This is a genomic window from Flavimaricola marinus (assembly GCF_900184895.1).
GTDB classification, from domain to species: Bacteria; Pseudomonadota; Alphaproteobacteria; order Rhodobacterales; family Rhodobacteraceae; genus Flavimaricola; species Flavimaricola marinus.
This window is the reverse complement of the sequence record NZ_FXZK01000015.1, coordinates 37,006-59,772: the sequence shown is the minus strand read 5'-3', so window position 1 is coordinate 59,772 and position 22,767 is coordinate 37,006. Positions and strand designations below refer to the sequence as shown.

The 22,767-nt window shown below is 59.3% G+C and carries 18 protein-coding genes; 7 read left to right on the top strand and 11 right to left on the bottom strand.

Annotated elements, in window-relative coordinates:
- The first annotated feature begins 721 nt into the window (after positions 1–721).
- Entirely contained in the window at positions 722–994 is a 273-nt protein-coding gene (locus LOM8899_RS23950) for an IS3 family transposase (protein ID WP_093994165.1), read from the top strand.
- Positions 995–1,013: 19 nt separating this feature from the next.
- Here the strand turns inward: LOM8899_RS23950 and LOM8899_RS20725 are convergent, their stop codons facing one another.
- The 9 genes from LOM8899_RS20725 to LOM8899_RS20685 are packed head-to-tail and all read right to left on the bottom strand — an operon-like array spanning position 1,014 to position 11,858.
- Positions 1,014–1,877, bottom strand: a complete 864-nt coding sequence (locus LOM8899_RS20725; protein ID WP_168770620.1) for an HpcH/HpaI aldolase/citrate lyase family protein — start codon at positions 1,875–1,877, stop codon at positions 1,014–1,016.
- Entirely contained in the window at positions 1,874–3,091 is a 1,218-nt protein-coding gene (locus LOM8899_RS20720) for a CaiB/BaiF CoA transferase family protein (RefSeq protein ID WP_093994163.1), read from the bottom strand. Before LOM8899_RS20720 ends, LOM8899_RS20725 begins: the two co-directional genes overlap by 4 nt.
- Positions 3,088–4,152 (bottom strand): ABC transporter ATP-binding protein, encoded by a 1,065-nt coding sequence (locus tag LOM8899_RS20715; protein ID WP_093994162.1) that lies wholly within the window; start codon positions 4,150–4,152, stop codon positions 3,088–3,090. The genes LOM8899_RS20720 and LOM8899_RS20715 overlap by 4 nt, the downstream gene beginning before the upstream one ends.
- A 2-nt stretch (positions 4,153–4,154) precedes the next feature.
- Positions 4,155–6,242, bottom strand: coding sequence for an ADP-ribosylglycohydrolase family protein (locus tag LOM8899_RS20710; protein ID WP_093994161.1), 2,088 nt, complete (start codon positions 6,240–6,242; stop codon positions 4,155–4,157).
- Positions 6,239–7,459 carry an ADP-ribosylglycohydrolase family protein gene (locus LOM8899_RS20705; RefSeq protein WP_093994160.1) on the bottom strand — a complete coding sequence of 407 codons (1,221 nt, stop codon included), beginning with the start codon at positions 7,457–7,459 and terminating at the stop codon, positions 6,239–6,241. Before LOM8899_RS20705 ends, LOM8899_RS20710 begins: the two co-directional genes overlap by 4 nt.
- A complete protein-coding gene (locus LOM8899_RS20700) occupies positions 7,456–8,874 on the bottom strand; it encodes an extracellular solute-binding protein (protein WP_168770619.1) in 1,419 nt (472 codons plus the stop codon). Before LOM8899_RS20700 ends, LOM8899_RS20705 begins: the two co-directional genes overlap by 4 nt.
- 38 nt (positions 8,875–8,912) lie before the next feature.
- On the bottom strand, positions 8,913–9,806 hold the full coding sequence (locus LOM8899_RS20695) for a carbohydrate ABC transporter permease (RefSeq protein ID WP_093994158.1): 894 nt from the start codon (positions 9,804–9,806) through the stop codon (positions 8,913–8,915).
- On the bottom strand, positions 9,806–10,786 hold the full coding sequence (locus tag LOM8899_RS20690; protein WP_093994157.1) for an ABC transporter permease: 981 nt from the start codon (positions 10,784–10,786) through the stop codon (positions 9,806–9,808). Before LOM8899_RS20690 ends, LOM8899_RS20695 begins: the two co-directional genes overlap by 1 nt.
- Before the next feature lie 10 nt (positions 10,787–10,796).
- Positions 10,797–11,858, bottom strand: coding sequence for a LacI family DNA-binding transcriptional regulator (locus LOM8899_RS20685; protein WP_211096241.1), 1,062 nt, complete (start codon positions 11,856–11,858; stop codon positions 10,797–10,799).
- A gap of 492 nt (positions 11,859–12,350) precedes the next feature.
- Between LOM8899_RS20685 and LOM8899_RS20680 the strand changes: the two genes are divergently transcribed.
- From LOM8899_RS20680 to LOM8899_RS20665, 4 genes are all read left to right on the top strand, one after another.
- Positions 12,351–14,660, top strand: a complete 2,310-nt coding sequence (locus tag LOM8899_RS20680; RefSeq protein WP_093994156.1) for a Hint domain-containing protein — start codon at positions 12,351–12,353, stop codon at positions 14,658–14,660.
- Positions 14,661–15,070: 410 nt separating this feature from the next.
- Positions 15,071–16,729, top strand: a complete 1,659-nt coding sequence (locus tag LOM8899_RS20675) for a phospholipase D family protein (protein WP_168770618.1) — start codon at positions 15,071–15,073, stop codon at positions 16,727–16,729.
- Positions 16,730–16,816: 87 nt separating this feature from the next.
- Positions 16,817–16,990, top strand: a complete 174-nt coding sequence (locus LOM8899_RS20670) for a DUF1328 domain-containing protein (protein WP_093994154.1) — start codon at positions 16,817–16,819, stop codon at positions 16,988–16,990.
- Between the two features lie 281 nt (positions 16,991–17,271).
- A complete protein-coding gene (locus LOM8899_RS20665; RefSeq protein ID WP_093994153.1) occupies positions 17,272–18,333 on the top strand; it encodes an AI-2E family transporter in 1,062 nt (353 codons plus the stop codon).
- 41 nt (positions 18,334–18,374) lie between these two features.
- On the opposite strand, the gene LOM8899_RS20660 is transcribed toward LOM8899_RS20665, so the two are convergent.
- Together LOM8899_RS20660 and LOM8899_RS20655 are read right to left on the bottom strand one after the other, a co-directional pair.
- On the bottom strand, positions 18,375–19,637 hold the full coding sequence (locus LOM8899_RS20660; protein WP_093994152.1) for a ribulose-bisphosphate carboxylase large subunit family protein: 1,263 nt from the start codon (positions 19,635–19,637) through the stop codon (positions 18,375–18,377).
- The gene (locus tag LOM8899_RS20655; protein ID WP_281253259.1) at positions 19,634–20,995 is read right to left on the bottom strand and encodes a four-carbon acid sugar kinase family protein; all 1,362 of its coding nucleotides are present in this window, start codon (positions 20,993–20,995) and stop codon (positions 19,634–19,636) included. Before LOM8899_RS20655 ends, LOM8899_RS20660 begins: the two co-directional genes overlap by 4 nt.
- 131 nt (positions 20,996–21,126) lie before the next feature.
- Here LOM8899_RS20655 and LOM8899_RS20650 point away from each other — a divergent pair, with 131 nt between their 5' ends.
- The gene (locus LOM8899_RS20650; RefSeq protein WP_093994150.1) at positions 21,127–21,954 is read left to right on the top strand and encodes a phosphogluconate dehydrogenase C-terminal domain-containing protein; all 828 of its coding nucleotides are present in this window, start codon (positions 21,127–21,129) and stop codon (positions 21,952–21,954) included.
- An 82-nt stretch (positions 21,955–22,036) separates the two neighbouring features.
- The gene (gene nanR / locus LOM8899_RS20645; RefSeq protein WP_093994149.1) at positions 22,037–22,765 is read left to right on the top strand and encodes a transcriptional regulator NanR; all 729 of its coding nucleotides are present in this window, start codon (positions 22,037–22,039) and stop codon (positions 22,763–22,765) included.
- The last annotated feature ends 2 nt before the right edge of the window (positions 22,766–22,767 follow it).

Here is a 22,767-nt window from a genome sequence, read left to right as displayed (position 1 = left end):
GAACTACAACAATCAAAGACCGCATTCGGCTTTGAAAAACCTGACACCGAGGGAATTCGCAGAGAAAACGATGATGGACAAACTGGCCGCCTAAGGCCATCAACCAAAACCCAAAGACTCTCCGCAAGGTGGAGGAAACTTGGGACTCAGGTCACGTGTACTCCGGGTTGATTTCAGTGGCTTCAATGCATGGCTGAAGGAACTGTTAAGACATCGTGCGCAATCGGACGAGCGCCAGACCGAACTTATCCGGCAGGCCTGGGGTACTTAGTGTCAAGGTCGCCGGCTATCGTAAGCTGACGGACGATCTACGAGAACCGCTTGTTACGATAGGCGTCGCTGGCCGGGATCGTTGCGCAGATCGGCAACAGGCGCAGTCGCGGCTGATATGACGGTATGCAAGCGGTCGTCGCTGAGAACAGGCTCGCGCAACGGTTCGAGGCGTCACCTCACTATCAGGGCTGAGTGACTGGCATCACCTAGATCGATTCCCATGAAGATCGGCTGCAACCTTGAGCCGTTACCGACCTGTTCTCGCGCGGTGTAGTTGGTTGGTCGGCCCAATCCCGAATGACGACCGACCGCGCCTGTCAAGCCTTGCTGAAGGCCGTCTGGCGACGAAAGCTAATGGACCAAGTCACAGCGCAATTCTGATGAAGTCCCGCAGTTCACCGGCCGGGAGTGGCAGACGTTTCTTCGCCAGCACAACCTTGAACCCAGCATAAGCCGACGCGGCAATTGCAGCGACGACGCAGTCGCCGATAGTTTCTTCGAACTGGTGAAACGAGAACGGATCAAGCGGCGGACATACCCCACGAGGGACGATGCTAGGCCGGACGTGTTTGAATACGTTGAGATGTTCTACAATCCGAAGCGCGAGCACACCAAAAACGGCATGCTGTCGCCCATTGACCTCGAAATCAGGCAGCAGAAACTGAAACAGGCCAGTGTCCGGGAAACTAGGCGCACCTCAATCCGCTTCGAATCGCGGTAACTTCGCCTCGCTAAGATTACTACTTTTCGCGTATCGTTCTGACCCGCTCGATTATGGCTTCAGCGCGTCGCCGCATGGCCAGATCAATCATTCGGGTTCCGATCCGTGCGGAGGCGCGTCCTTGGGAGTTAGCGTTGTCGAGCGCTTCGACGATGCGGCGGGCTTCTGCTATCTCGGCGTCGTCGGGCAAGAATCCAGTATTGAGTGGATCAATGGCTGCGGGGTGAATGACAGCCGCACCGTCAAATCCGAATTGGCGGGAGCGGACGGCCAGTTCTGCCAACCCTGAAGAATCGAGGTTCGCAGGGCTGTCCAGCAGGCCGAGTGGTGAAATACCGGCGGCACGTGCGGCCAAGACAATTCGTTGACGGGGGGCAAAAAGCGCCTCGGGTGTGGGAGTCATGTGGCAGGCCGTTGCGAGGTCTTCTCCACCGAGCGTGATGGCGACGACTTGCGGGGACGCCGTGGCGATCGGGAAGGCTTGTTCAAGTGCAGACGGCGTTTCGATCATAGGGACAAGGCCGATGCCACCGGCCGGCATGTCTCGCTCTGCCTCCAGTTCGGACACGAGTGCTGCAAGAATTCGAAGGTGATCCGGGCTGGTGATCTTTGGCAGGTAAATGCCGACAAGACCGGGGCGGACGACTGCCTCGAGGTCGCGAACCGCGTCGCGTAATGGAGCGTTGATGCGGACGATCAGGTCCGAAGGGCCGCTACGAAGGGCCTCCCAATTCTCTGACAGCATTTTTCGGGCGGCTTGCTTGGCATTGTCGGCGACGCTGTCCTCGAGATCGAGAATCAAGGCGTCAGCTCCGCGCGATTGTGCTTTGTGCACAAAGGCAGGCACATTCGCGGGCACGTAGAGCAGGGACCGCCAGATCATGCGACCAAGCCCATACCACGAGCAGCAGCAATCTCGGCAGGGGAAAGCCCGCATTCCGCAAGGACCGCGTCGGTGTGTTCGCCAAGGGTCGGAGCGGGTGAACGCAAGCTGCCCGGCGTCGCGGAAAGGCGTGGCAGCGGCCCGTGGATGGCGGCATGTCCGAGATCTGCATCCGGCACCTCGACATAGAGCCCACGGTCGCGGAAGTGGATATCGTCGGCGATGTCCGCAATGTCGTTCAGCGGACAGGCGGTAACGCCCGCTGCACCGAGAATGTCGAGAGCTTCCGCACGGCTGATTTTTGCAAACCAGTCACCGATGATCGCATCGAGTGCGTCGCGGTTTTCCAATCGTTTCGCGTTGCTGACAAAACGGGGATCGCTGATCAGATCGGCCCGACCGATCGCCGTGAACAGCCGTTCAGCCATGCTCTGCATCGACCCCGAAACCACGATGAACTGCCCATCGCTGCTGCGATAGGCATTGCGCGGGGCGGCTGTATTTGACGCGTTGCCGACGCGCGGTTTCACTTTGCTCGTGAGGGCATAGTCCATCGCCTCGGGGCCGAGGACGGAGGTCATCGCGTCGAGCAGGGCAAGATCGATGATCTGGCCCCGGCCGCTCTGGTCTCTTGCTCGCAGCGCCATTGCGACGGCATTTGCGCCATACAGACCAGCGATCATGTCCGCGAGGGCCAAGGGCGGCAGCAAGGGTGGCCCATCGGCCATACCGTTGCGGCTTGCGAAACCGGACATCCCCTCGACGAGCGTCCCGAAGCCGGGACGGGGCGCATAGGGTCCGGTTTGACCGAAACCAGAGACGCGAAGGACGATCAGTCCGGGGTGCCGGGCGATGAGGTCTTCGGGTGCGAGCCCCATTTTCTCCAATGTGCCGGGGCGAAAGTTCTCGATGAACACGTCCGCCTGTTCGATCAGCCGCCCAAGGAGCGGCACGGCACCGTCTGCACGGAAATCAAGCCCGACCGATCGCTTGTTTCGGGCGTAGGCCTTCCAGAACGTGGACACGCCGCGTTGTGCCCATGCCCGAAGCGGGTCCCCGGAAGGCAGCGGCTCCACCTTGACGACGTCAGCGCCGAAATCCGCCATCTGTAGCGAGCACATGTTGCCTGCGACGAGCCGCGACGCGTCCAAAACCCGGACGCCTGTGAGAGGGCCGGTCGAATTTGGTGCCCAGTCGACGCGCTGCCAACTCATGCGATCCGCGCCCCGGTGACGGGATCAAAGACAAACATCCGCTCAGAAGGGTATCCGATTGTCACCTGTTGGCCCGGTGCCAGACGCGCACTGGCCGGCAGCACCGCCAGGACATGCTGGTTTGCCAGTCGGAGCGAGGCTTCGACCGCTTCGCCTGTCGGCTCGACCAGGGTGACTTCCGCCGGAATCCCCTTTGGGTCCAACGACATGGTCTGAGGGCGGATTCCGCAGGTGATCGGTGTCCCTTCGGGAAGGTCGAGTGCGTGGGGGAGAGCCAAGCGGGTGCCGTCCTTTGCCAAGGCATGAACCGCCGCCGGCCCGGCTGCTTTTGCTTCCAAAAGGTTGATTTCGGGCGAGCCGATGAAGCTCGCGACGAAGAGTGAAACCGGGTTGTTGTAGAGGTCTTCGGGCGGACCTGCCTGAGCAATGCCTCCCTCATTCAGGACCACGATCCGGTCGGCCATCGTCATCGCTTCGGTTTGGTCATGGGTGACGTAGACCATCGTTTTGCCAAGGCGTTGGTGAAGTTTCTTGATCTCGGATCGCATGTGGACGCGCAGCTTGGCGTCGAGGTTCGACAGCGGTTCGTCGAAGAGAAAAGCTTCGGGGTCACGCACGATCGCGCGCCCCATGGCGACCCGTTGCCGTTGGCCGCCCGAAAGCTCGCGCGGCAGCCGTTCGAGATGGTCGGTCAGGCCGAGGATCGCGGCGGCGTTCTGGACCTTTGCATTGATCTCGTCCTTGGGCGCGCGTGCAAGGCGTAGCGCAAAGCTCATGTTGTCGGCGACGTTCATGTGTGGATAGAGCGCGTAGCTCTGGAACACCATGGCAAGGCCCCGTTGCTTTGCCGGAATTCGGTTGGCGATCGTGCCGTCGATGATTATCCGCCCATGCGTTATGTCCTCGAGCCCGGCGATCATCCTTAGAAGGGTGGATTTTCCGCAGCCAGAGGGGCCGACAAGGACGACAAACTCACCTTCCGATATCTCGAAGTCGATCCCGGTCAGCACGTCCGCACCGCCGTAGGATTTTCCCACTTGCTCCAAGACGATGTGTCCCATGATCAGTGCTCCTCGATCGAAAAGGCGCTACAGGACATCCGGCCGGGACCTCCGAGGCGTAGCCCCGCCATGCCGCGCGGATGACGATTATCGATCGCCTCGAGTATTGCGACGCCGTCTATGGTCAGCGAGAGCTTATCGCCCTTGGCGGTCAGTGAGAGGGTCGTCTTTTCCGCTATGTCGTCCGGCAGGGGCGCCTCGGCCAGGATCTGAGTTCCGTGGTCCTCACACAGGATCACCGCTCGTCCTCCTTCGATCCCTGCAGCATAAAACCGGCAGGCAGTTCGCACCCGCGCGGTGACAAGGTGGCTGTCGCCACTGCGACTTTCCAAAGTTGCTGAAACGGTCTGATCTGTCGCATATGGGTGCCCCGTCCAAAGGTCTGCATCTGTCTGAGCTGATCCGGTGATCGTGTCTTGCACTGTCCATGTTCCGCGATTGAACGAGAACCGAGAGACCGCCCCCCATTCGGGCGCCTCCAACGCCGGAACGATCCGGGTCTGGCCCGGGCCTTCGATGCGCAGGCGCTTGATCTCGAACCGCATCAAGACGCGGGTTGGGTCCATCTGGCGCAGCATGAGGCCGATCTCATCGATTGCCTCGTCGCTCTCAGGCAGCGTGAAGCTCACCTCCTGCCAGTCTTCGGGCAGGTCGGTCCATGTCCCCAGTTCGGTCACTTTGCCGGTCATGGCATGCCGGACATAGGGCACGAACTGCACGGTGCGTGGGCCCTCAATCGCTGCGCCGCCGCGCAGGGTGAATGTCGCGGTCTGTCCTGCGGCCACGATAGGTGACAGCATCGGGCGGTATCTGTTGTCGTCGAAATCCGCCTCTCGGTAGAATGGTTTCCAGAACACACGGCCGGTGTCGCCGGGCTTGCTCCCATTGGTGCCGGCCCAGCGATCGACCTGAACAGTCAGCGCCCCGTCTGTAAGGCCCGGCAGGGTGCGCAACCGGTGCGAGCCGGCAGCCCGGAGACCGTGAGTTGCGCCGGGCAGGGTGAAGTCGAAATCGACACCGCGAAGGGCGACCGCCGATACCCAGTATGCCGGAATGTCAAAGGGCCGGTCTCGCAGGGCAAGCACGGTGAGATCGCGTGCGAAGGAAGGCAGATCGACGATATTGGCCGCCCCCGTTACACCGGAGGCGATGAGGATATCGTTAATCGGCCCTCGATATTTGTCCCAGCTGCGCTGCACCCCTTGGGCGATGCCCGCGATGGAGCCTGCATTGCCCGCGTTGCAGTCCGTGTCCCAGCCGCACATGGTGGCAATCTCGATGGTGCGGGGCATGTCACCCCTGCCATACAGAAGTGCCAGCACCACGACGCCTGCATTGGGGATGACATGGCAGACACCCGTCCATTTGTCGTAGCCGAAATCGGCTTCGAGCATTGCAAAGCAGGCGCGCCAATCGTCGGGCTCTGATGCGTGGAAGGCCGCAACCGCGTCGATTACCGCGGCATAGGCTGTGCCGTCGGTGACATATGCGCGTGCCATTCGGTGGACGGCCTGAATGTCAGCCGTGTCAAAGGCGACGGCGTTGGCGGCCGCGACATAGGCCGCTCCCTCCAGTGCCTCGCCGTCGTGGGAGACGCTGCCCATGATGCGCGCCATACGTGCGGCCTCGGCAGGATCGCCGGGGTTCACCCACCCCCAACAGTCAGAGAAGATCTGTCCGCCAATCTGCTCAGCCGAGATCAGACCGTTCTGCGCGATTGATCCGCTTCTGGGCGGCACGATACCGTTTTGGAGGTTTTCAAAAGCGGTCTGTTCGGTCGAGATACCAAATCCGCCCCACCACAGCATGCCGTGACCGTCGGGGATGTAGTCGAGCCAAGTGCGCCCTGCCGCTTCGGCGGTAAATTCCAACTCGTCGAACAGGGTGCGGACGAAGTAGTAGGGGCCATTCGTGTCATCGTCGGCGGCGAAATTCTGGTAGTCGCGAACATAGCCGGTGATCTCACCATAGGTGGCTCGGATCAGGTCATGGTCCCAGGCGGTGGGTTCCACTGGCGCGCCGAGACGGACGCCGGCGGTCTTGCCCAGCAGGCCTGCATAGATTTTTGCGCGGAGCGTTTCTGGCGTCATTCGGCGGCCTTGTCCTTGGCTGGATTAGATAGTGCCCGGCGGGCGGCGAGGATCGCTTTGGCGCTTGCGGCGTCGTTTGCCTGTATTGCCAATGCGGCGTCGGTGAAGTGGTCGGCAGCGGCGCCGAGTTGCAGCCGATTGGCGTCATCAAGCAGCGCCGCATCCTCGGGGTCGATCACGGACGGGCCGTGCAGTGCACCGAGTATGGCGCCCGCCATGACGCCGATACTATCGGTATCGCGGCCGGAGTTGATCCCGTCTTCCACCGCTTGTTTGAAATTGCCGCCGGCCGTCAGACAGAAACCAAGAGCCAATGGCAGTTCCTCTATCGAGAGGAGGCGGGAGGGTTGGTAGGCATTGCTCGCCCGACCTGCCTTTTCCGGCGTGTGAACAAGGTCGTCGCCCATAGGGGAAAAGGGTGCAATCGCAGTATGAAACGCCGCGGTGACTTCGTCGGGCCCGGCGCCTTTGGCTGCGAGCGTTTCGGCGATTTCGACGATTGCGGCGATCGCCGAACGGGTGCCGTCGTGGGCCAGGTCATGCGCGGTTCGGATGACCTGATCCAGCGTCGTGCCCGGAACGAACGCTTGCGCGATGGCTGCGGAGAGAACTCCTGCAGCCTCAAGGCCGTAGCTTTGCTGATGCCCCATCGCAAAAGCGATCGCTTCGTCATAGGCGCGCTGCGGATCGCCTGCGTTGACGACGCCGACGGGGGCGATGTACATTGCTGCACCGCAGTTGACCATGTTGCCGACGCCACCTTGGCGCGGATCGCATCCGGACAGCTGATGGCGCTGAAAGATCCATTTCTCGGGATAGAAGAGCCGCTCGATCAGAGCCGCTTCACGCTGCAATTCGGGCACCCAGTGCCGCTCCCAGGTGATCTCGCGCACCATGCCGGTGCCCATGTCCCAGGCATCCAGATGGCGGCGCTCGCGGCCATAGATCCGCATGAGAGCAAGTGTCATCCCCGTGTCGTCGGTGACGATGCCGTGACCGCGTATCCGACCCTGACGGGCTTGTTCGGACTGTCCGGTGCGATGCCATTCGGTCCGCAAGGAGGTGACCCGCCCGTATCGTTCGCGGATTTCGGCGGCGGAAAGTTTCTCGACCGGAGCGCCCATGGCATCGCCATAGGCGACACCATGAACGACCGCATGGACGCGGCCCCGGAAATCGGGGCCGCGCGTTTCGGCGGAATTCTCGTCTGCGGTCATCCCAGAACGGTCCGGGCGTAGTCTGTCATTTCCGCGCCGCCTTCGGCCATCCAGCCGTCGACGAAGGCATCCCAGTCGTCCTCTACCGAGGTCTCGCCCGACACGAAGCGGAAGACTGCGGTGCGGTAGAAGCTTTCGGCCGCGTCGACGGATGCCGCGAGTTCTGGCGGGAACACAAAGCTGTTGTCGGGCCGGAAGTATTCCACGCCTTGATCGAGCGAGGCCTGTGCGAGCGGTGACAGGGCGCTGAGTGGCGGCGTGTAGACTGACGGATCGGTGATGATGAACCGCGGATACCATTCGCCGAACCGATCGGTTGCAGTCAGGGTGTCGCCGTCACGGGTGTAGTGCGTGCCCTCGAAGCCCAAGCGGTCGAAGAACTGCCCCTCGGGGCTTGCTATGAAGTCGAGGAAGGCCATGACGGCATCGGTGTTCTCTGTCGTGACAGGGATCGCGAAGCCTCGGCTTTCCTTGCTGACGTCGATCGCCTGGATGCCCGCGGGCGGCGTGAGCAGCATCAATTCTGCACCCGGGTTGACCTGTGCCATCTTGGCTTCGTAGATGCCGACGACTGGACCAGCGGTGCCCATGACGACCCCGACCTGACCGGTGTAGAACTTGTCCTCCTTCACTTCCCAGTTCGAGGTGATGAATTCAGGGTCCAGCGTGCCGTCGGCATAGAGGCTCGCATACCAGCGCAGCTTCTCCCGCTCGGCGTCGCTCACGCGGCTGCTGATCCATTCGCCCGCATCGTTCTTCATCCAGGTCGAAGTGACACCGAACGCCGGGTCGAACACTGCGTCCATCTCGGCGGTATTGTTGGGCGTGATGATGCCGTGCGTGACCGGCGTCCCGTCCAGAGCGGTGCCGGGGATGGCGCGCAACATGACGTCCCAGCCATCGAGGTCTGTCGGCGCATCCATGCCGGTGGCGGCGAGTAGATCGGCGCGCATGACCGGAGCCTTCGTGCGTGGCGGATAGACATACATGAGGTAGGGATAGTTGGCCATCCGCGCTTCGTTATGCGGCCAGAGCGCATCGGCGAGGTATTCGGTTTCGGCAATGAGCGGATTGAGATCCCGAAGCACCCCTTGGCTGGAGATCTGCTCGTCCCCGCCCTGGAAGTAGATCAGGTCCGGGATGTCACCGGACAGAAGCATCAGGTTGAGCTTTTCAGCGTAGCCTTCGGAGGGCAAGTCGACGATCTCGAGGGTGATGTCGTGCCCACGTTCGGCCAATGCTGCCTGAATACGCTCGATATGAGCGACGTCTTCGGGGTTCGACGTCAGCAAGTCCTTCATCACGATGCGGACCTTGCCGCTGGCGGCATGCGCGATGCGTGGCAGCAGGGTTGCCGCCGGCAAGGCGGCAATACCGGCTAGAAGAGCGCGACGGCTCGTTGTCAGTTTATGCATCTGGTTCCTCCCATAAGATGCGGGTTTCGACACTCGGGTCATTTGAGGGCACCGGACATGGTGCCTTTGGTGAAAAACTTGAGTATGAGCGGATAGATCGCGAGGACCGGCAGCATGGTGAACAGGATCATGCCCGCACGGAACGCCTTGAAATCGATCTGGCTCGCGCCCTCGTAGCTGTTCATCGCCTGTAGTCCGACGATTGCGGCCTTGTCCCCGACGACGACGAACTGACGTAATACCACCTGAAGCGGCCACATGTCCTGATCGTTGAAGTAGATCATCGGGCGCAGGAAATCGTTCCAGTGGTAGACGACGTAGAACAGGGTAATCGTCGCAAGGGCCGGTTTCGCAAGCGGCAGGACAACTTTCCAGAACACCTGGAATGGATTGGCGCCGTCGAGCTCCGCCGCCTCGATCAGCTCTTCCGGGACTTCCTCGAAGAAGCGGATCAGGATGATCAGATACCAGGCGTTGACCAGCTTGTAGAGGATGACGGCCGCGTAGTCGTCGAGCAGACCAAGTCGCCGCATGACGAAGTAATCGGGGATAATGCCGGGTTCGAAGACGATCGTGATCAGAACCAGGATAAAGATGGTGCGTCGGAAGGGGAGCTTTTTCCGAGAGAGCGGCCATGCCATGAGCGCGGTACAGACGAGATTGAGCGCGGTTCCGACCACGGTAATCAGGAGAGAGTTCATCAAGCCTCTCTGAACCGCCGGGTGTTGTGCGAGCAGCGCCCAGATGTCGATGGAAAAACCGTCCGGCACGATGGTCAGACCGCCCATCCCGGGCACGTTCGCCGGGTCCGAAAGAGAAATCGCCAAAAGGTTCAGGATCGGCTGCACTGTGACGATAACCAGAGCGATGAGGACCGAGGCGATGATCGCCTCTTCCATCCGCTCGAGTCCGGTCCGGTTTTGTCGGGCCATTACCAGACCCCCTTGCCGGTGAGGCGCTTGGACAGCGTATGCGCGCCGATCATCAGGATCATGCCAATGACGCCCTTGAACAGTCCGGCTGCCGTCGCGAGGCTGAACTGCCCGCCGCCGATTCCAAGGCGGTAGACGTAGGTGTCGATGATATCGATGCGGTCTCGGATTGCGTCGTTGGTGAGGTTGAAGACCTGATCGAAGCCGGCGTGCAGGAACAACCCGACATTAAGAATGAACAAGGTCGCGATGGTGGGCACGATTCCGGGCAAGGTGATGTGTCGCATCTTTTGCCAGCGGGTCGCGCCATCCATTTCGGCGGCCTCGTAGAGAGCCGGGTCGATCGCCATGATCGCGGCGAAGTAGAGCAACGAGTCCCATCCCGCAGAGCGCCACGCCTCGGACCAGACCAGAACCCAGCGGATTGCCCCTGCGTCGGTCATGTAGCTGCGCCGCTCCAGACCGAAGGCGTCACGCAGATCGTTCACGGCCCCATCGGAAGACGAGAGCGCCGCAATAAAGATGCCGGCAATCACCACCCACGACAGGAAGTGGGGCAGATAGATTACCGATTGCACGGAGCGACGGAAACGCGGGTTCCGGACTTCGTTGATCAGCAGGGCCAGTAGAATTGGCAGAGGAAAGACGAAGGCAATCTTCATCGCGGAGATGATCAAGGTGTTCCACAGCACTTGGGCAAAGGCGGGCGACGTGAACAGTTGCGCGAAGTGCTTGAGCCCGACCCAGATGTTGGGGCCGATGATCCGCAAATCCTCGAAGGCGAGCTTCGCCTCCCATACGGGAAGATAGTGGAACACCATGAAATAGATCAGACCGGGGGCGAGCATCAGGTAGTAGGGCCACCATTTGCGCACACCGTCCCGAAACCTGTCGCCACGAGACTCGATGATCGGGTAACCGGCCGCCCGCGACTTGGGAACGTTCCCAATTTTCGTGCTGGCAGAGGAGGGGGTGGTCATGGCTGGCCTCCTAGATTGCGCAGGACAGGGGAGGGGCGGTCCGAACTGAGCCGCGTTCGATCAAGGTGCAAGGCAACGTCAAGTGCTCTGCGGTCTGGCGCTTTTCGGTCAACAAATTGAAGGCATGAGCACCCAATTGGCGCGAAGGTTTGGCGACGGTGGTCAATCCGGGCGCGCTGACTTCACCAGCGGGGATTCCGTCGAAACCAAGGATGGAAATATCCTCGGGACAACGCAGGCCCGCCTCTCGCACCGCCTGCATCGCGCCAAGCGCCATCAGGTCGTTGGCCGCGAAGATAAACGTAGGCTTCGACGAACTCGCGAGGATCCGTTCCATTGCGGCCCTTCCACCTTCGACCGTGTAGTGCCCGTCTTCGACGATCAGATTATCGGTCGCTGATCCGCGCAGACTGATTTCCGCCTTTACCGCCGCGACAAAGCGCAGACGGGCGCTACGCTCGGCGTCGCCGACGATGAGCGCAGGCAGGCCAAGGCCGAGCGTGTTGGCATGATCGAGGCCGATCGCGACGCCTTGTTCGATATTGCTTCCCACAGAGGGGAGGTCTGCGAAGCGACCGGCCGATGACCCGATCAGCACCAATGGTATGCCAAAATCGGCTATATCTTCTAGGCTGTCCCGCACGGGATTGATGATCGCGCCATCGACGCGGGCCTGCAGAAGGGCGCGAAAGTGTCGGGCTTCGCGGTCGGGGTCCCAGTCGGAACTGAAAATAAGTATCGACGTCCCCTTGTCAGAGGCTGCGTCCTGGGCACCGCGTGCCACGTCCGCCCAGAACGGGTTGGCAATATCAGGAATCACAAGGCCAACGATCCCCGTGTTGCCCGACCGAAGGCTTCGGGCAAGATGGTTCGGTCTGAATCCCGTTTGGCGCACGACTTCGAGAACCCGTTCTCGCGCATCTTTCGAGATGTTTGGTGCATCGGTCAGAACGCGCGACACGGTACTCTTCGACACGCCGGCCAAGCGTGCGATGTCGATGATCGTAGTGTCCTGCCGCTTCTTCATCGACGATGCCATTCCGATTCGGTGTTTCCATGGGAACGTTCCCATTGTCGCGTTCCGTTTTCAAGTGTTTGCTGTGCTGCAAAGGTTTCTTTTGACGATTCGACTTGAGGTTTGCCGGGTAGGGCTTTGAAAAATTGACCTAATGGTCGAGGGGTTGCGGTGGCCTGTTGCGTGTTGAGATAATGGATCCGGCCCCCGAATTGGGGTGTTGATCCGACCGAAGTAGGCTGTGTGAGATTACGCGCCGATGTGCTGCCGACAACGGCTGCGCCTGATTTGTCCGGCTTCAGACGCGATCGAATCTCATTCGGGAACTCTGTTTCGGAGCAGGGATCAGCCCACCGCCGGGGCCGCAAACCCGCCTCAATTCGCCGAAAAATTACCTGAAACTGTTCGAATAAATGCCTCACCGAGTCCGTATCCAATTTGGAAACAAATGGCACGGTCACGCGGAAATGTGTCCGGCAGGGCGGCGTCAGACCGCCGCGACATCGAGCAGCGCGCAGAACTCTGTTTTGCGGCGTAGGAGTATTGGGCATGCCAACATATACCGTCGGCCTCTATGACACTGATCCGGCGTCGGTTTTCACGACCGGTCTCGGAAGCAGTTTCGTCTGGACGGGGTCATCGGACACAGCTGGCACAGCGACGATTACCGACACGGAACCCAACAATCAGGGCTGGACCCTCGATGACGATAACAACGGGGCCGAGACGGCTACGGCGAACGTCACGGTCGGCCTTGCTGTTTCGACTGGCACGAATGTCGATGCGGAGTTGGTGTGGACGGTTCGGGATACCGTCACCGGCGAGATTTTCGAGGTCGTTCAGCTCGACGTAGAGACTGGCGCTGCTGCTGGCAATTATACGCTGTCGGAGGTGCCGCTGATCAGCGGGCGGACCTATGAGGTCATCGCGTATGATTCCAATCCCGACGTCGCAAGTAATGACCCGGTCTTCAACTATACCAATTACGTTCAAGCAGATGATGTCGTTAACGGAACATCCTCGGCCGACACGATATCCACCTCCTATACGGACCACGATGATGATGGTGTCGGGGGGGGCGACGATGTCGTGTTGTCTGGCGATGGCAACGACGTTGTCCTCACGGGCGGCGGCAATGATACGATCGAAGGCGGCGGCGGGGACGACACCCTCTATGGCGGGGATGGATCGGATACCATCTATGGCGACAACAATGGCGGCCTGACCGACAGCGCCGAGTATCTCAACTGGGAAGCTGTTGCCAACGACGCAGACGACGTCGGCGACGGATTTACTCAGATCACCGGAGAGATGGAGGTTTCGGTCAGTTTTGCCAACAACGGCAACAACAATCCTACCTTCGAGATCGAAAGCGGCACGACCCAATACGTGGCGAGCGGCGAGCCCTTCAATCCGACGTCCAGCATCGACCTCTTCGGCAACGGTGACGGAGCGACCTCGACCACGACGATCGATTTTGCCGCGGCGCCCGGCAGCACATACGCTGACGAGGTCGAGAACGTTCAGTTCCGCATCAACGACATCGACAGCGGCGCCGGCAATCATACGGATATCGTTACCGTCAATGCCTATGACGCATTCGGCAATCCTGTCACGGTGGTTCTGACGCCGGGTGGAAGCGACACTGTCGTCGGAAACACCATTACCGCTGACGGAAATGCAAACAGCCCGGCGCAGGCCGACGGTTCTGTCCTTGTCGAGATTGCCGGCCCTGTCTCGCGGATCGAGATCGTTTATGGCAACGGTCAGTCCGGCACTCAGGCGATCTGGCTGTCGGATATCCACTTTGATGCCGTTGCACCGGAGGACGGTGACGACAGCATCGAAGGTGGTTCCGGAAACGACAACCTGTTTGGCGAAGCGGGCAACGACACCTTGGACGGCGGGTCAGGGGACGACACACTGATCGGCGGCGACGGCGACGACACTTTGATCGGCGGCACCGGTGCGGATTCGCTCGATGGTGGTGCCGGCAACGACGAGATCTACGTGGCCGAAGGTGATTTCGCCGACGGGGGCGACGGCGACGATCTCTTTGTCCTGGGGAATCTCGGCGAAGCGGGCAGCAGCACCATTACGATCGTGGGGGGCGAGGGCGGCGAGACCAACGGCGATACTTTGCAATTGAACCCGGAGGTCTCCTACAACGACATCATCTTCACCAACACGAACGACAATGCCGGCGGTCTGTCAGGCACGATCGTCATGGCAGATGGCACGATCGTCAACTTCTCCGAGATCGAGAATATCATCTGTTTCACCCCCGGCACCCGGATACTTACGCCACGGGGTGAGCGCGCCATCGAAACATTGTGCCCGGGAGACATGGTCATCACGCGTGACCATGGCCCTCAACCGATCCGTTGGACCGGGAGCCGCACCGTTGCAGGACACGGAAGATTCGCTCCGATTTCTGTTAGCGATACCGTCATGGACGGGGCAAAGCGGGACCTTCTGGTGTCACCGCAGCACCGGTTGCTGTTTACGGGATATCGCACCGAGCTCTTATTCGGTTGCGACGAGGTTTTGGTGGCGGCCAAGCATTTGATCGATGGTGTGAGCGTCCGTCAAACCCCATGCGACAGCGTCACCTATATCCACATCATGTTTGATCAGCATGAAATCATCTACGCCGAAGGTGCTGCTACAGAGAGCTTCTATGCGGGCGATGCCGGGATCGCGGCGATCACGGATAAATCTCGCGATGAACTCTTTCAGGTGTTTCCCGAGCTGCGTTCAAACATAGGCGCATATGGCAGTGCTGCACGCACATGCCTGAAAGCGCATGAGGCCATCGCAATGACCGAGTTGCGCCAAGCTGCGTTGATCGCGGCCTGACCACGTCGACTACCATCGGTTGACCTGCCGATGGTTTCTGAACCGGGCGGCCGACAGGCGCGAGCGAAATCGTCTGCTCTGTGGAACTTATCCTGTGGCCCCGGGTTGATGCCAAGTATCCGACGGCGTTAGCCGCTGCGGAGCCAAGCTATAGATCACGCATTGGAAAGAGCCTTTCAGTCGGTCCTGATCACCCAATAGCGTCGGAAGGTCATTGCTATCATGGTTGGCAAATGGGGTAGAACACGTGGTGTCCGGCGCAAGGGTGCCCACGACGGCTACGTGCGCAAGTCGGTGGCACAGCGAGTGGCTGGCCATTCTCGCCGATGTTTCATTTCCCGGCTTGTCGCCACTTCGCTGGAAGCCGCTCCGCAGAGCGGGGACGGATTGGCGTGCCAGGGGCTTTCAACATGAAAGTGACTGGGCAGTCCACTGATTTGGCGAGAAACCTCCACCCAGAGAAGGTGAGCAATGAGATGCGCCGGACTGTAGCGGGCGGCTCGGTTGCGAGTCGAGAAACCGTTAAAAGCGATGGTCTCGATCATCTGGAAATATTGGTCAATGCAAGCGAGGCATATCCGAGACTCGAGCAGCTCTTCTTGGGCGCGCAATCGAACATCTCCATGGGATTCCGGCTCTTTGATCTCCGAACCAAATTGCGTTCCGCCTCGGCCCGCGCCACCGGCGAGAGATGGTGCGATCTCTTTGTTCATACCCTGAACAGAGGGGTTCCTATCAAGCTTGTCCTTTCTGACTTTGACCCCGTCATGGCGCATGACATGCATGAACAGTCTTGGCAGTTCATGGCAATCGCGTGTGGGATAAACGAGTTGACCGCACCCGGCGCCGCACGGCTGACGGTTCGCTGTGTCATGCATCCCGCGCGTGGAGGCATCGTTCCAAGGCTGGCTTTTGCTGCGAAGACCCGCAAGGAACTCTCGCGAATTGTGAAGAGCCTAAACGACGATCCCGACCCGGAAGGGCGGTTGCGCGCGTCTCCCGGTTTGCGCGGCCTACTTCATGTCATTAACGGGAAGGTTTGCGCCAAGAAGTGGGCGCTGCCGCAGCTGCAACCCGTCACGTTGCACCACAAGATGGCGGTATTTGACAATGCAACGACGTACATTGGCGGTCTCGACTTGAATGAGCGTAGGTTTGACGATGAGAAGCATCAGCAGCCAGCGCAGGATACTTGGCACGATCTTCAATTGATAACCAGAGATCTGGACGTCGCCGCTTCGGCGTCTGCCTATCTCGATGATTTGTCAGACGTTATCGACCGCAAGGCTGAGGTGAATGGTCTTGCCCAACCATTCTTGGCGACTTTGTCCCGCAGGCGGCGGCAGAACATCTTTCACCTCGCGCCGGAAACCGTTTGTTCTACCATCGCCGAGCAACACCTGAGCAGGATCAAGACCGCCAAAAACTTGATCTATCTGGAGACCCAGTATTTCCGAGATCGAGACATCGTCAGGGCGTTGGCGTCCGCCGCCCGTCGTGAGCCCGGTCTGCATCTGATCGTGCTCCTTCCGGCGGCCCCGGAGGCCTTGGCCTTCAGCGACGAGGCCAGTTTGGATGGCAGGTTTGGCGAGTATTTGCAGGCGCGTGCCATTCGCAGAGTGCGACGCGCCTTTGGGGAGAGGTTTCTCGCCGTCAGCCCCGTGCAACCCAGACGGCCCAGTGCTGAAGACGTGGCGACGGAGCGGGCCACGCTTGCCAGCGCGCCGATCATATACGTCCATTCGAAGGTCGCCATTTTTGACGATAACGCTGCTATAGTCTCATCCGCGAACCTCAATGGGCGGAGCATGAACTGGGATGCGGAGGCCGGGTTGTTGCTGACTTCGACCTCTCAGGTTTTGGCGCTGAAGGCAAAGGTCTTTGGGCGGTGGTTGGGCGACGAAATCGATCGCCCCGAGGCCGCTGATTTCGAAGTGTGGCGCCGCCGCGCGGTTGAAAACGTGGCGAAAGCGCCGGAAAAGCGGTCCGGCTTCATCGTGCCCTATGATCTGGACGCTGCAAAGAAGGCTGGAGTGCCATTGCCCGGGGCGCCGGAAGAAATGGTTTAAAGTTCGACTAAAGAAATTCGGAACCAATTCGAATTTCGAAAGTTGAATAGCCAGAGACTTGGATCGAAACTGAGAAAGGAACGAGACATGCTTGGTTGGGCTTTAACATTTCTGGTGGTCGCGCTGATTGCAGGCGCATTGGGTTTTGGTGGAATTGCCGGCGCGTCGGCCGGATTCGCTCAAATCCTTTTCGTAATCTTCCTGATCCTGTTCGTGGTCGCGATGATTGCCCGCGCCGTGCGTGGCAAGCCGCCGGTCTAACAGCGTTCGAGATGTAACGAGTAATAGGGCTTCGCTTTTTGGCGGAGCCCTTTTTCGTTGGGCCTCGCAGGAAACCGAACCTCTTTTCGATGTTTTGACTCCTTGTGCGTGGAAAAATATAGGTTTTCTGACGGATTGTGATCTTCTGTTCTCTGGTCGTTGTCGACGTGGGGCGGGACCGTGAGCCGATCTATTCGCGATTGCGAGGAACCAAAGTCGAGCTGCTACGTTATGGTCACGGGGCTGTAGCTGTGCCCACTCTTGATAAAGGGCGGCGGAGTATGGACGATATTCGTAAAATTAAGAATCTATTGATATTTGTTTCTATTATTCTGGGTTTTACCGCACTTTACTTTGGACGTGATCTTTTCCTGCCAATCGTAATTGGTTTGATTGTGGCTTTGACATTCAGCCCGGTCGTTCGCAGCTTTGCGCGTATTGGCATTCCTGAACCGATTTCCGCTGTGGCCATAATTGTAGGGGCGGCTGCAGCATTGGGATTTGTTTCCTATCTTTTGAGCGGCCCGATATCAAACATCATGGCAGACGCGCCAACGATGGGTGTCGAGTTGCGGCAGAAGTTGGCTGGAATTCTCGCGTCATTGGAAGAGGTCAAGAATGCCAGCGATCAGGTGGAGGATTTGGCCAACGGAGGTGACTCCACACCTGTGGTTGCTGTCGAGCAACCAGGGCTCTTGGCCTTTGCTGCCGGAAGCATCGCGAACTTCATGGCGTTGATCGCTGTGGGCTTGGTTCTTGCCCTGCTCGTTTTGGCATCAGGTGACCTGTTCTACGTCAAGCTCGTCGAAGCCTTTCCCAATTTCTCCGACAAGCGGCGGGCGATCCGGACTGCGCGCGATATTGAGCGCCAAATTTCTCATTATTTCTTGACCATCACTCTGATTAACGCGGGGCTCGGTCTTAGTATCGGCATCGCCATGTTCCTTGTCGGCCTTCCGAACCCGATTTTATGGGGTGTCTTGGCGTTTGTCCTGAACTACTTGCCGTTTGTTGGTGGCATGATCGGAACGATCTTGATTGCCGCGTTTGGAATCCTGAGCTTCGATACGCTGAGCGCAGGGCTCTTGCCCGCGATCATCTACGCCATCCTGACATCGGCGGAGGCTCAGTTTGTGACCCCGACCGTATTGGGCCGGCGGCTTGAGATGAACACGGTTTCGGTGTTCCTTACCGTGATCATCTGGGGCTGGCTGTGGAGTGTGCCGGGAGCCTTGATGGCCGTCCCATTCCTCGTGCTGCTTAAGGTCATTTGCGACAACGTTCCCGGTCTTTCAATACTGGGGAACTTCTTGGGTCCACGTTCGTCGATCGAAAAGGTGTGAAGGGCTCAGGCTCAGGGCGATGCGCCACGATGTGAGCCCGTTTAAGGAGAACTTGGTCGCTTGAAGAATTGGGTTGCGATCTGCAGCGCCGGGCTCTGACGGGTCATTTCGTCTAGAGACACGCCGTCGCGTGCCGCTTCTGCTGCGGCTCGAAGGGCGGTGACACCTTGGCCCGGGCCACCTGGGTGGCTCATGATGCCGCCTCCTGCGCAGAAAATGAAATCGTCATTGCCAACGACTTTTCGTGACGGGGCGATCTGCCAAATTGTTTGGCCGGAGGAAAAAACCGGCATCGCTGCATCATTCAAACTGTGATCGGACGTTGTCGGCCGCCGAACCGATCGGGCCGATTCAGCGACGACCTCGTCGCTCTCGGTGAATTTGTTGCCGAGCCCATTGACGTGCAGGTGATCCGCGCCGGCCAATCGCCAGAGCTTTTGCATCACATCAAAACTCACTCCGATATCGGGGGATCGTGACAAGAGCCCCCAGCCAGCGCGATGCCCGTGAATCAGAGCCTCGCTATGATTCCGCACAGCCCGGACGCCGGATAGGCCGACCGACTGGAGGCAGACCATGGCGCAAAAGGCTCCGACGCTTTGCATCAGGTCGAGATTGCGCCACATCTGGTCTATCTCGTCGGTGATGTTGGCAGCATAGATCACTCGTTTGCCGCTCTTTTCGGCGTGGTCATTGATCACCCTCATGACGGCCGACAGCCTCTCTCCAAAGGGACAGTCAGGTCCATTGGCCTGTAGTTCGTCGTCTTTGATGAAGTCAATTCCGGCATCGACGAGCGCTTTGACGAGTTCGGCCGTTTCGGATGGCCGGAGCCCGACGCTCGGCTTGATTATTGTGCCGATCAGCGGGCCGGTATGGCCGCCCATGAAGGCTCGCGTGCCTTCTGCGCCAAATTGAGGTCCGGGATTGTCCCTGCCAAATTCTTTGGGGAGCTGCACTGCGGTCAGTCGAATTGCCGATATCTCCGCCAGCTCGAAGAGGTTTCCGGCAATCGTGGACATCAGCGTCGGCAACGACGTGCCGACTGTATTCAAGGGCCAACTCACGGTCACGAGACCGCGCTCGTAGGTATTGCCCGTCTTACGGGAGGGCAGCGACGGGGCGTTGGAGGAAGAGGTGGTCCGGATGTTCTCTACTCGGGCTGCAGACCGCGCTCTGAGTTCGTCGGTTTCGGACGCCAGTTTGACGAAGGTTCCAGTTGATTGCTCGCCCGCCAGCACGTCAGCCGCATGCGCCAGCCCGACCGGTGTTTCGATATCGTAGGTTGCGAAAATTCGTGTCACCTGAGCCCACCTCCGTTGCGTATCCAATCAAAGTAGTCGGTGCTGCCCATTTGCCCGCCCTTGAGCGCAAGCTCCAAACCGTCCATCGGACCGTCTGCATGCGCTTTGAAGAGAGAGGCGCCCGGAATGGTGGGGGCGAGCGCCGAAAGCGCGAAGATATCGAGCTGACGCGTCGCATGGCCCGATGTGTCGCCGCCGGAGATCACAGCGCGCCGAACACTTGTCCTCTTCAGGATCTGTTCGAGGGTTTTGCCGAGCGCATCGCCCAAGACGCGGTTGATATCGGGCAGCTTTTTTCCAGATCTTTGCGCGGCGCTATTGAAACGGGCGGTGGCAGGGTCATCCGGCCCCTCCGCAGTAAAGATGAGTGGATCTGTGCCGTTGGACAGGGCGTCGAGGCTCGCCGAAATCACACGATTAACTTCCGCTCCGACCTCTTGTTCGCCGCCGCAGGCACAAGTTGGATCAAAACGAATTGTCGCAAAGCCGTTGTGCCGCGACCATCCGATTTGCTCCGCCGTTGTGGGGGAAACCGAACCGGAGATAGTCACCATGCCGTCACACCGACCGGCGCTGGCGGGGGGCTCTTGCGGCGTCAACATCCCTGTCTCGATCCAGTGTCGGACCAGGGCGAATTCGACCCCCTGAGACCCGACAACGAAGCGGCTGGTTTCACGATTTTGCCATAGCATTCGACCACCGGCGGCTTCGCTACTTGCATCCATGCAATCCATTGTCGTGATCTGGATCCGGTTCGGGTCTATTGGATCAATTGCCAAGGGCTGCGTGCCCATGTCTTGTGACCAAACAGATGCCGTCAACCGATCTGATTGCGCTTCCACGTGTCGACCGACATCGGACTCTGCCATCGGTGTAACCGGGTGTCGCGCCATGACCGGGTGTCGATCGAGGCGATATACCTCGGTGCCGTGACCCGCGAAAAGATGGCCGAATACCTGATATCGCTGCATTTGAGGGGCTGCCACGAGCAACGGTACCGGCCCGGTTTCAATCAGATCCGTCGCAATTTCGATCGCGCGTCCGATTGAGCCAATTTCGGGCGACGAGTCCAATGTAGAGCAGATTTTGTAATGCAGCAGCTGCGGGTCCAATGCGAGCAGTGCGGAGAAGGCGGAAGGGAGGTTCTCGTCCATCCAGTCAGGCGTTTGGGCCCGGGCTGTCGAGGCGATGCCGACAGCGCGCAGGCCCTCGTATCGGGAGACCTGTTCGGGTGTCGGTGCCTCGAGAAACAACATCGATGGGATGCCCGAGAACTCCAACACTTCCATCACCGCGGCGGCTCCCGTGAAGTCGTCACCATACCATGCGAGGAGCAGCCGATTTGACTGTTTGCTCAATTTGGCTTTCCCTCCACTATATGTTTGCCGCAAAGCAGACTTGACTTGTTGGTGTGATTAGTAGCTTATTATACCAGTTGTCAATTGCATCTGCGACTGTAGGTGCAGGATACCAATTTCGGAGGTTCGATGTGACGAAAATTGCCCTTTTTGGTGCTGGTGGAAAAATGGGTGTTCGATTGTCCCGCAATCTGGCGTCCTCCGAGTTCCAGACCGCTCACGTGGAAGTGTCGGAGGAGGGCCGGGAGAGGTTAAAAGCCGAGTTGGGGATTACTTGCCAAGACCCGGACGCAGCACTCGAAGGTGCGCGCGTTGTCGTTCTTGCCGTGCCTGACACGGTGATCGGCAAGGTCGCGAAGGCCATTATCGACAAGGTCCCGTCCGGCGCGATCGTCATGTGTCTGGATGCTGCCGCACCATTTGCGGGGCACCTTCCGAAGCGGGACGATGTGACTTATTTCGTAAGCCATCCGTGCCATCCGCCCATTTTCAACAATGAGGACTCGACGGAAGATCGCAAAGATCACTTCGGCGGGGTTTCGGCGCGCCAAGGCATCGTGAACGCATTGATGCAGGGCCCCGAAGCGGACTACGCACTGGGCGAGAAAGTGGGGAAGACCATTTTTGCCCCGGTTGCGCGATCACATCGGGTGACGGTCGAGCAAATGGCCCTGCTGGAGCCAGGCCTGTCTGAAACCGTTTGCGCGTCGCTCTTGGACATCATGCGAGAGGCAATGGATGAGGTGGTTGCGCGAGGCGTTCCCAAGGAGGCGGCGCGAGATTTCCTTTTGGGACATATGAATATTCTGGGGGCTGTCATCTTTGGCGAGGTTGAAGGTGTGTTCTCAGACGCTTGCAACAAGGCAATTGAATTCGGAAAGCCTGTTCTCATGAAGGATGACTGGAAGCGGGTATTCGATCCTGATGAGATCGCAGCCAGTATCCAGCGGATCACCTAACTCGCCGCGGCCGCGATGCGCTTGTAACGACTGTTGCGAGGACGTAATCTGAAACAGTGATTGGGAAGCAGGCAAGCGTGCAGTGAAAAACAAGTCCGATGGCACAACGAGCAAGATCGTTCGCCTGAAATTATCAGATCAGGTCTTTGAGCGACTGCGCGAAATGATTGCGTCGGGCGAGCTGGCGGCGGGTGACATTGTTCCTTCCGAGCGGGCTCTGATGGAAAAGTTCGGTGTTGGACGTCCGGCTGTGCGTGAAGCTTTGCAATCAATGCAGAGCAAGGGCCTGATTACCATTACCCATGGCGAGCGGAGCCGAGTGAATACTCTGACCGCCAGTGTCGCGTTCCAGCAACTCGATGATGTTGCAAAGCTTTTGCTGTCCAGTGAGCCTTCGAATATCGAGTACTTGAAGCAGGTCCGCCATATCCTCGAGCTTGGCAGTATCAGGCTGGCGGCAGAGAAATGCACATCCAAAGACGCGGCAGAGCTGGCCGACCTGATCGAGGCGCAAAGAGCCCAGCTTGGCCATGCCGAGGCGTTCATGAAGGCTGACGTAGCTTTTCATACCCGCATCGCCCTAATCACCGGGAACACCCTGATCCACGCCATTACGGAGATGATGTTGACGTGGCTCTTTGAGTATCACTCTTCCCTGCTGCTTTGGTCGGGTCGCGAGAACACGACCCTCGAAGAGCATGCGGCAATACTTGAGTGCCTTTCCGAGAATGATGTCGCACGGGCGGCTCAAGCGATGGAAGACCACCTCAACCGGTCAAAATCAAACTTCACGTCGCCGGCGAAGCCCTAATT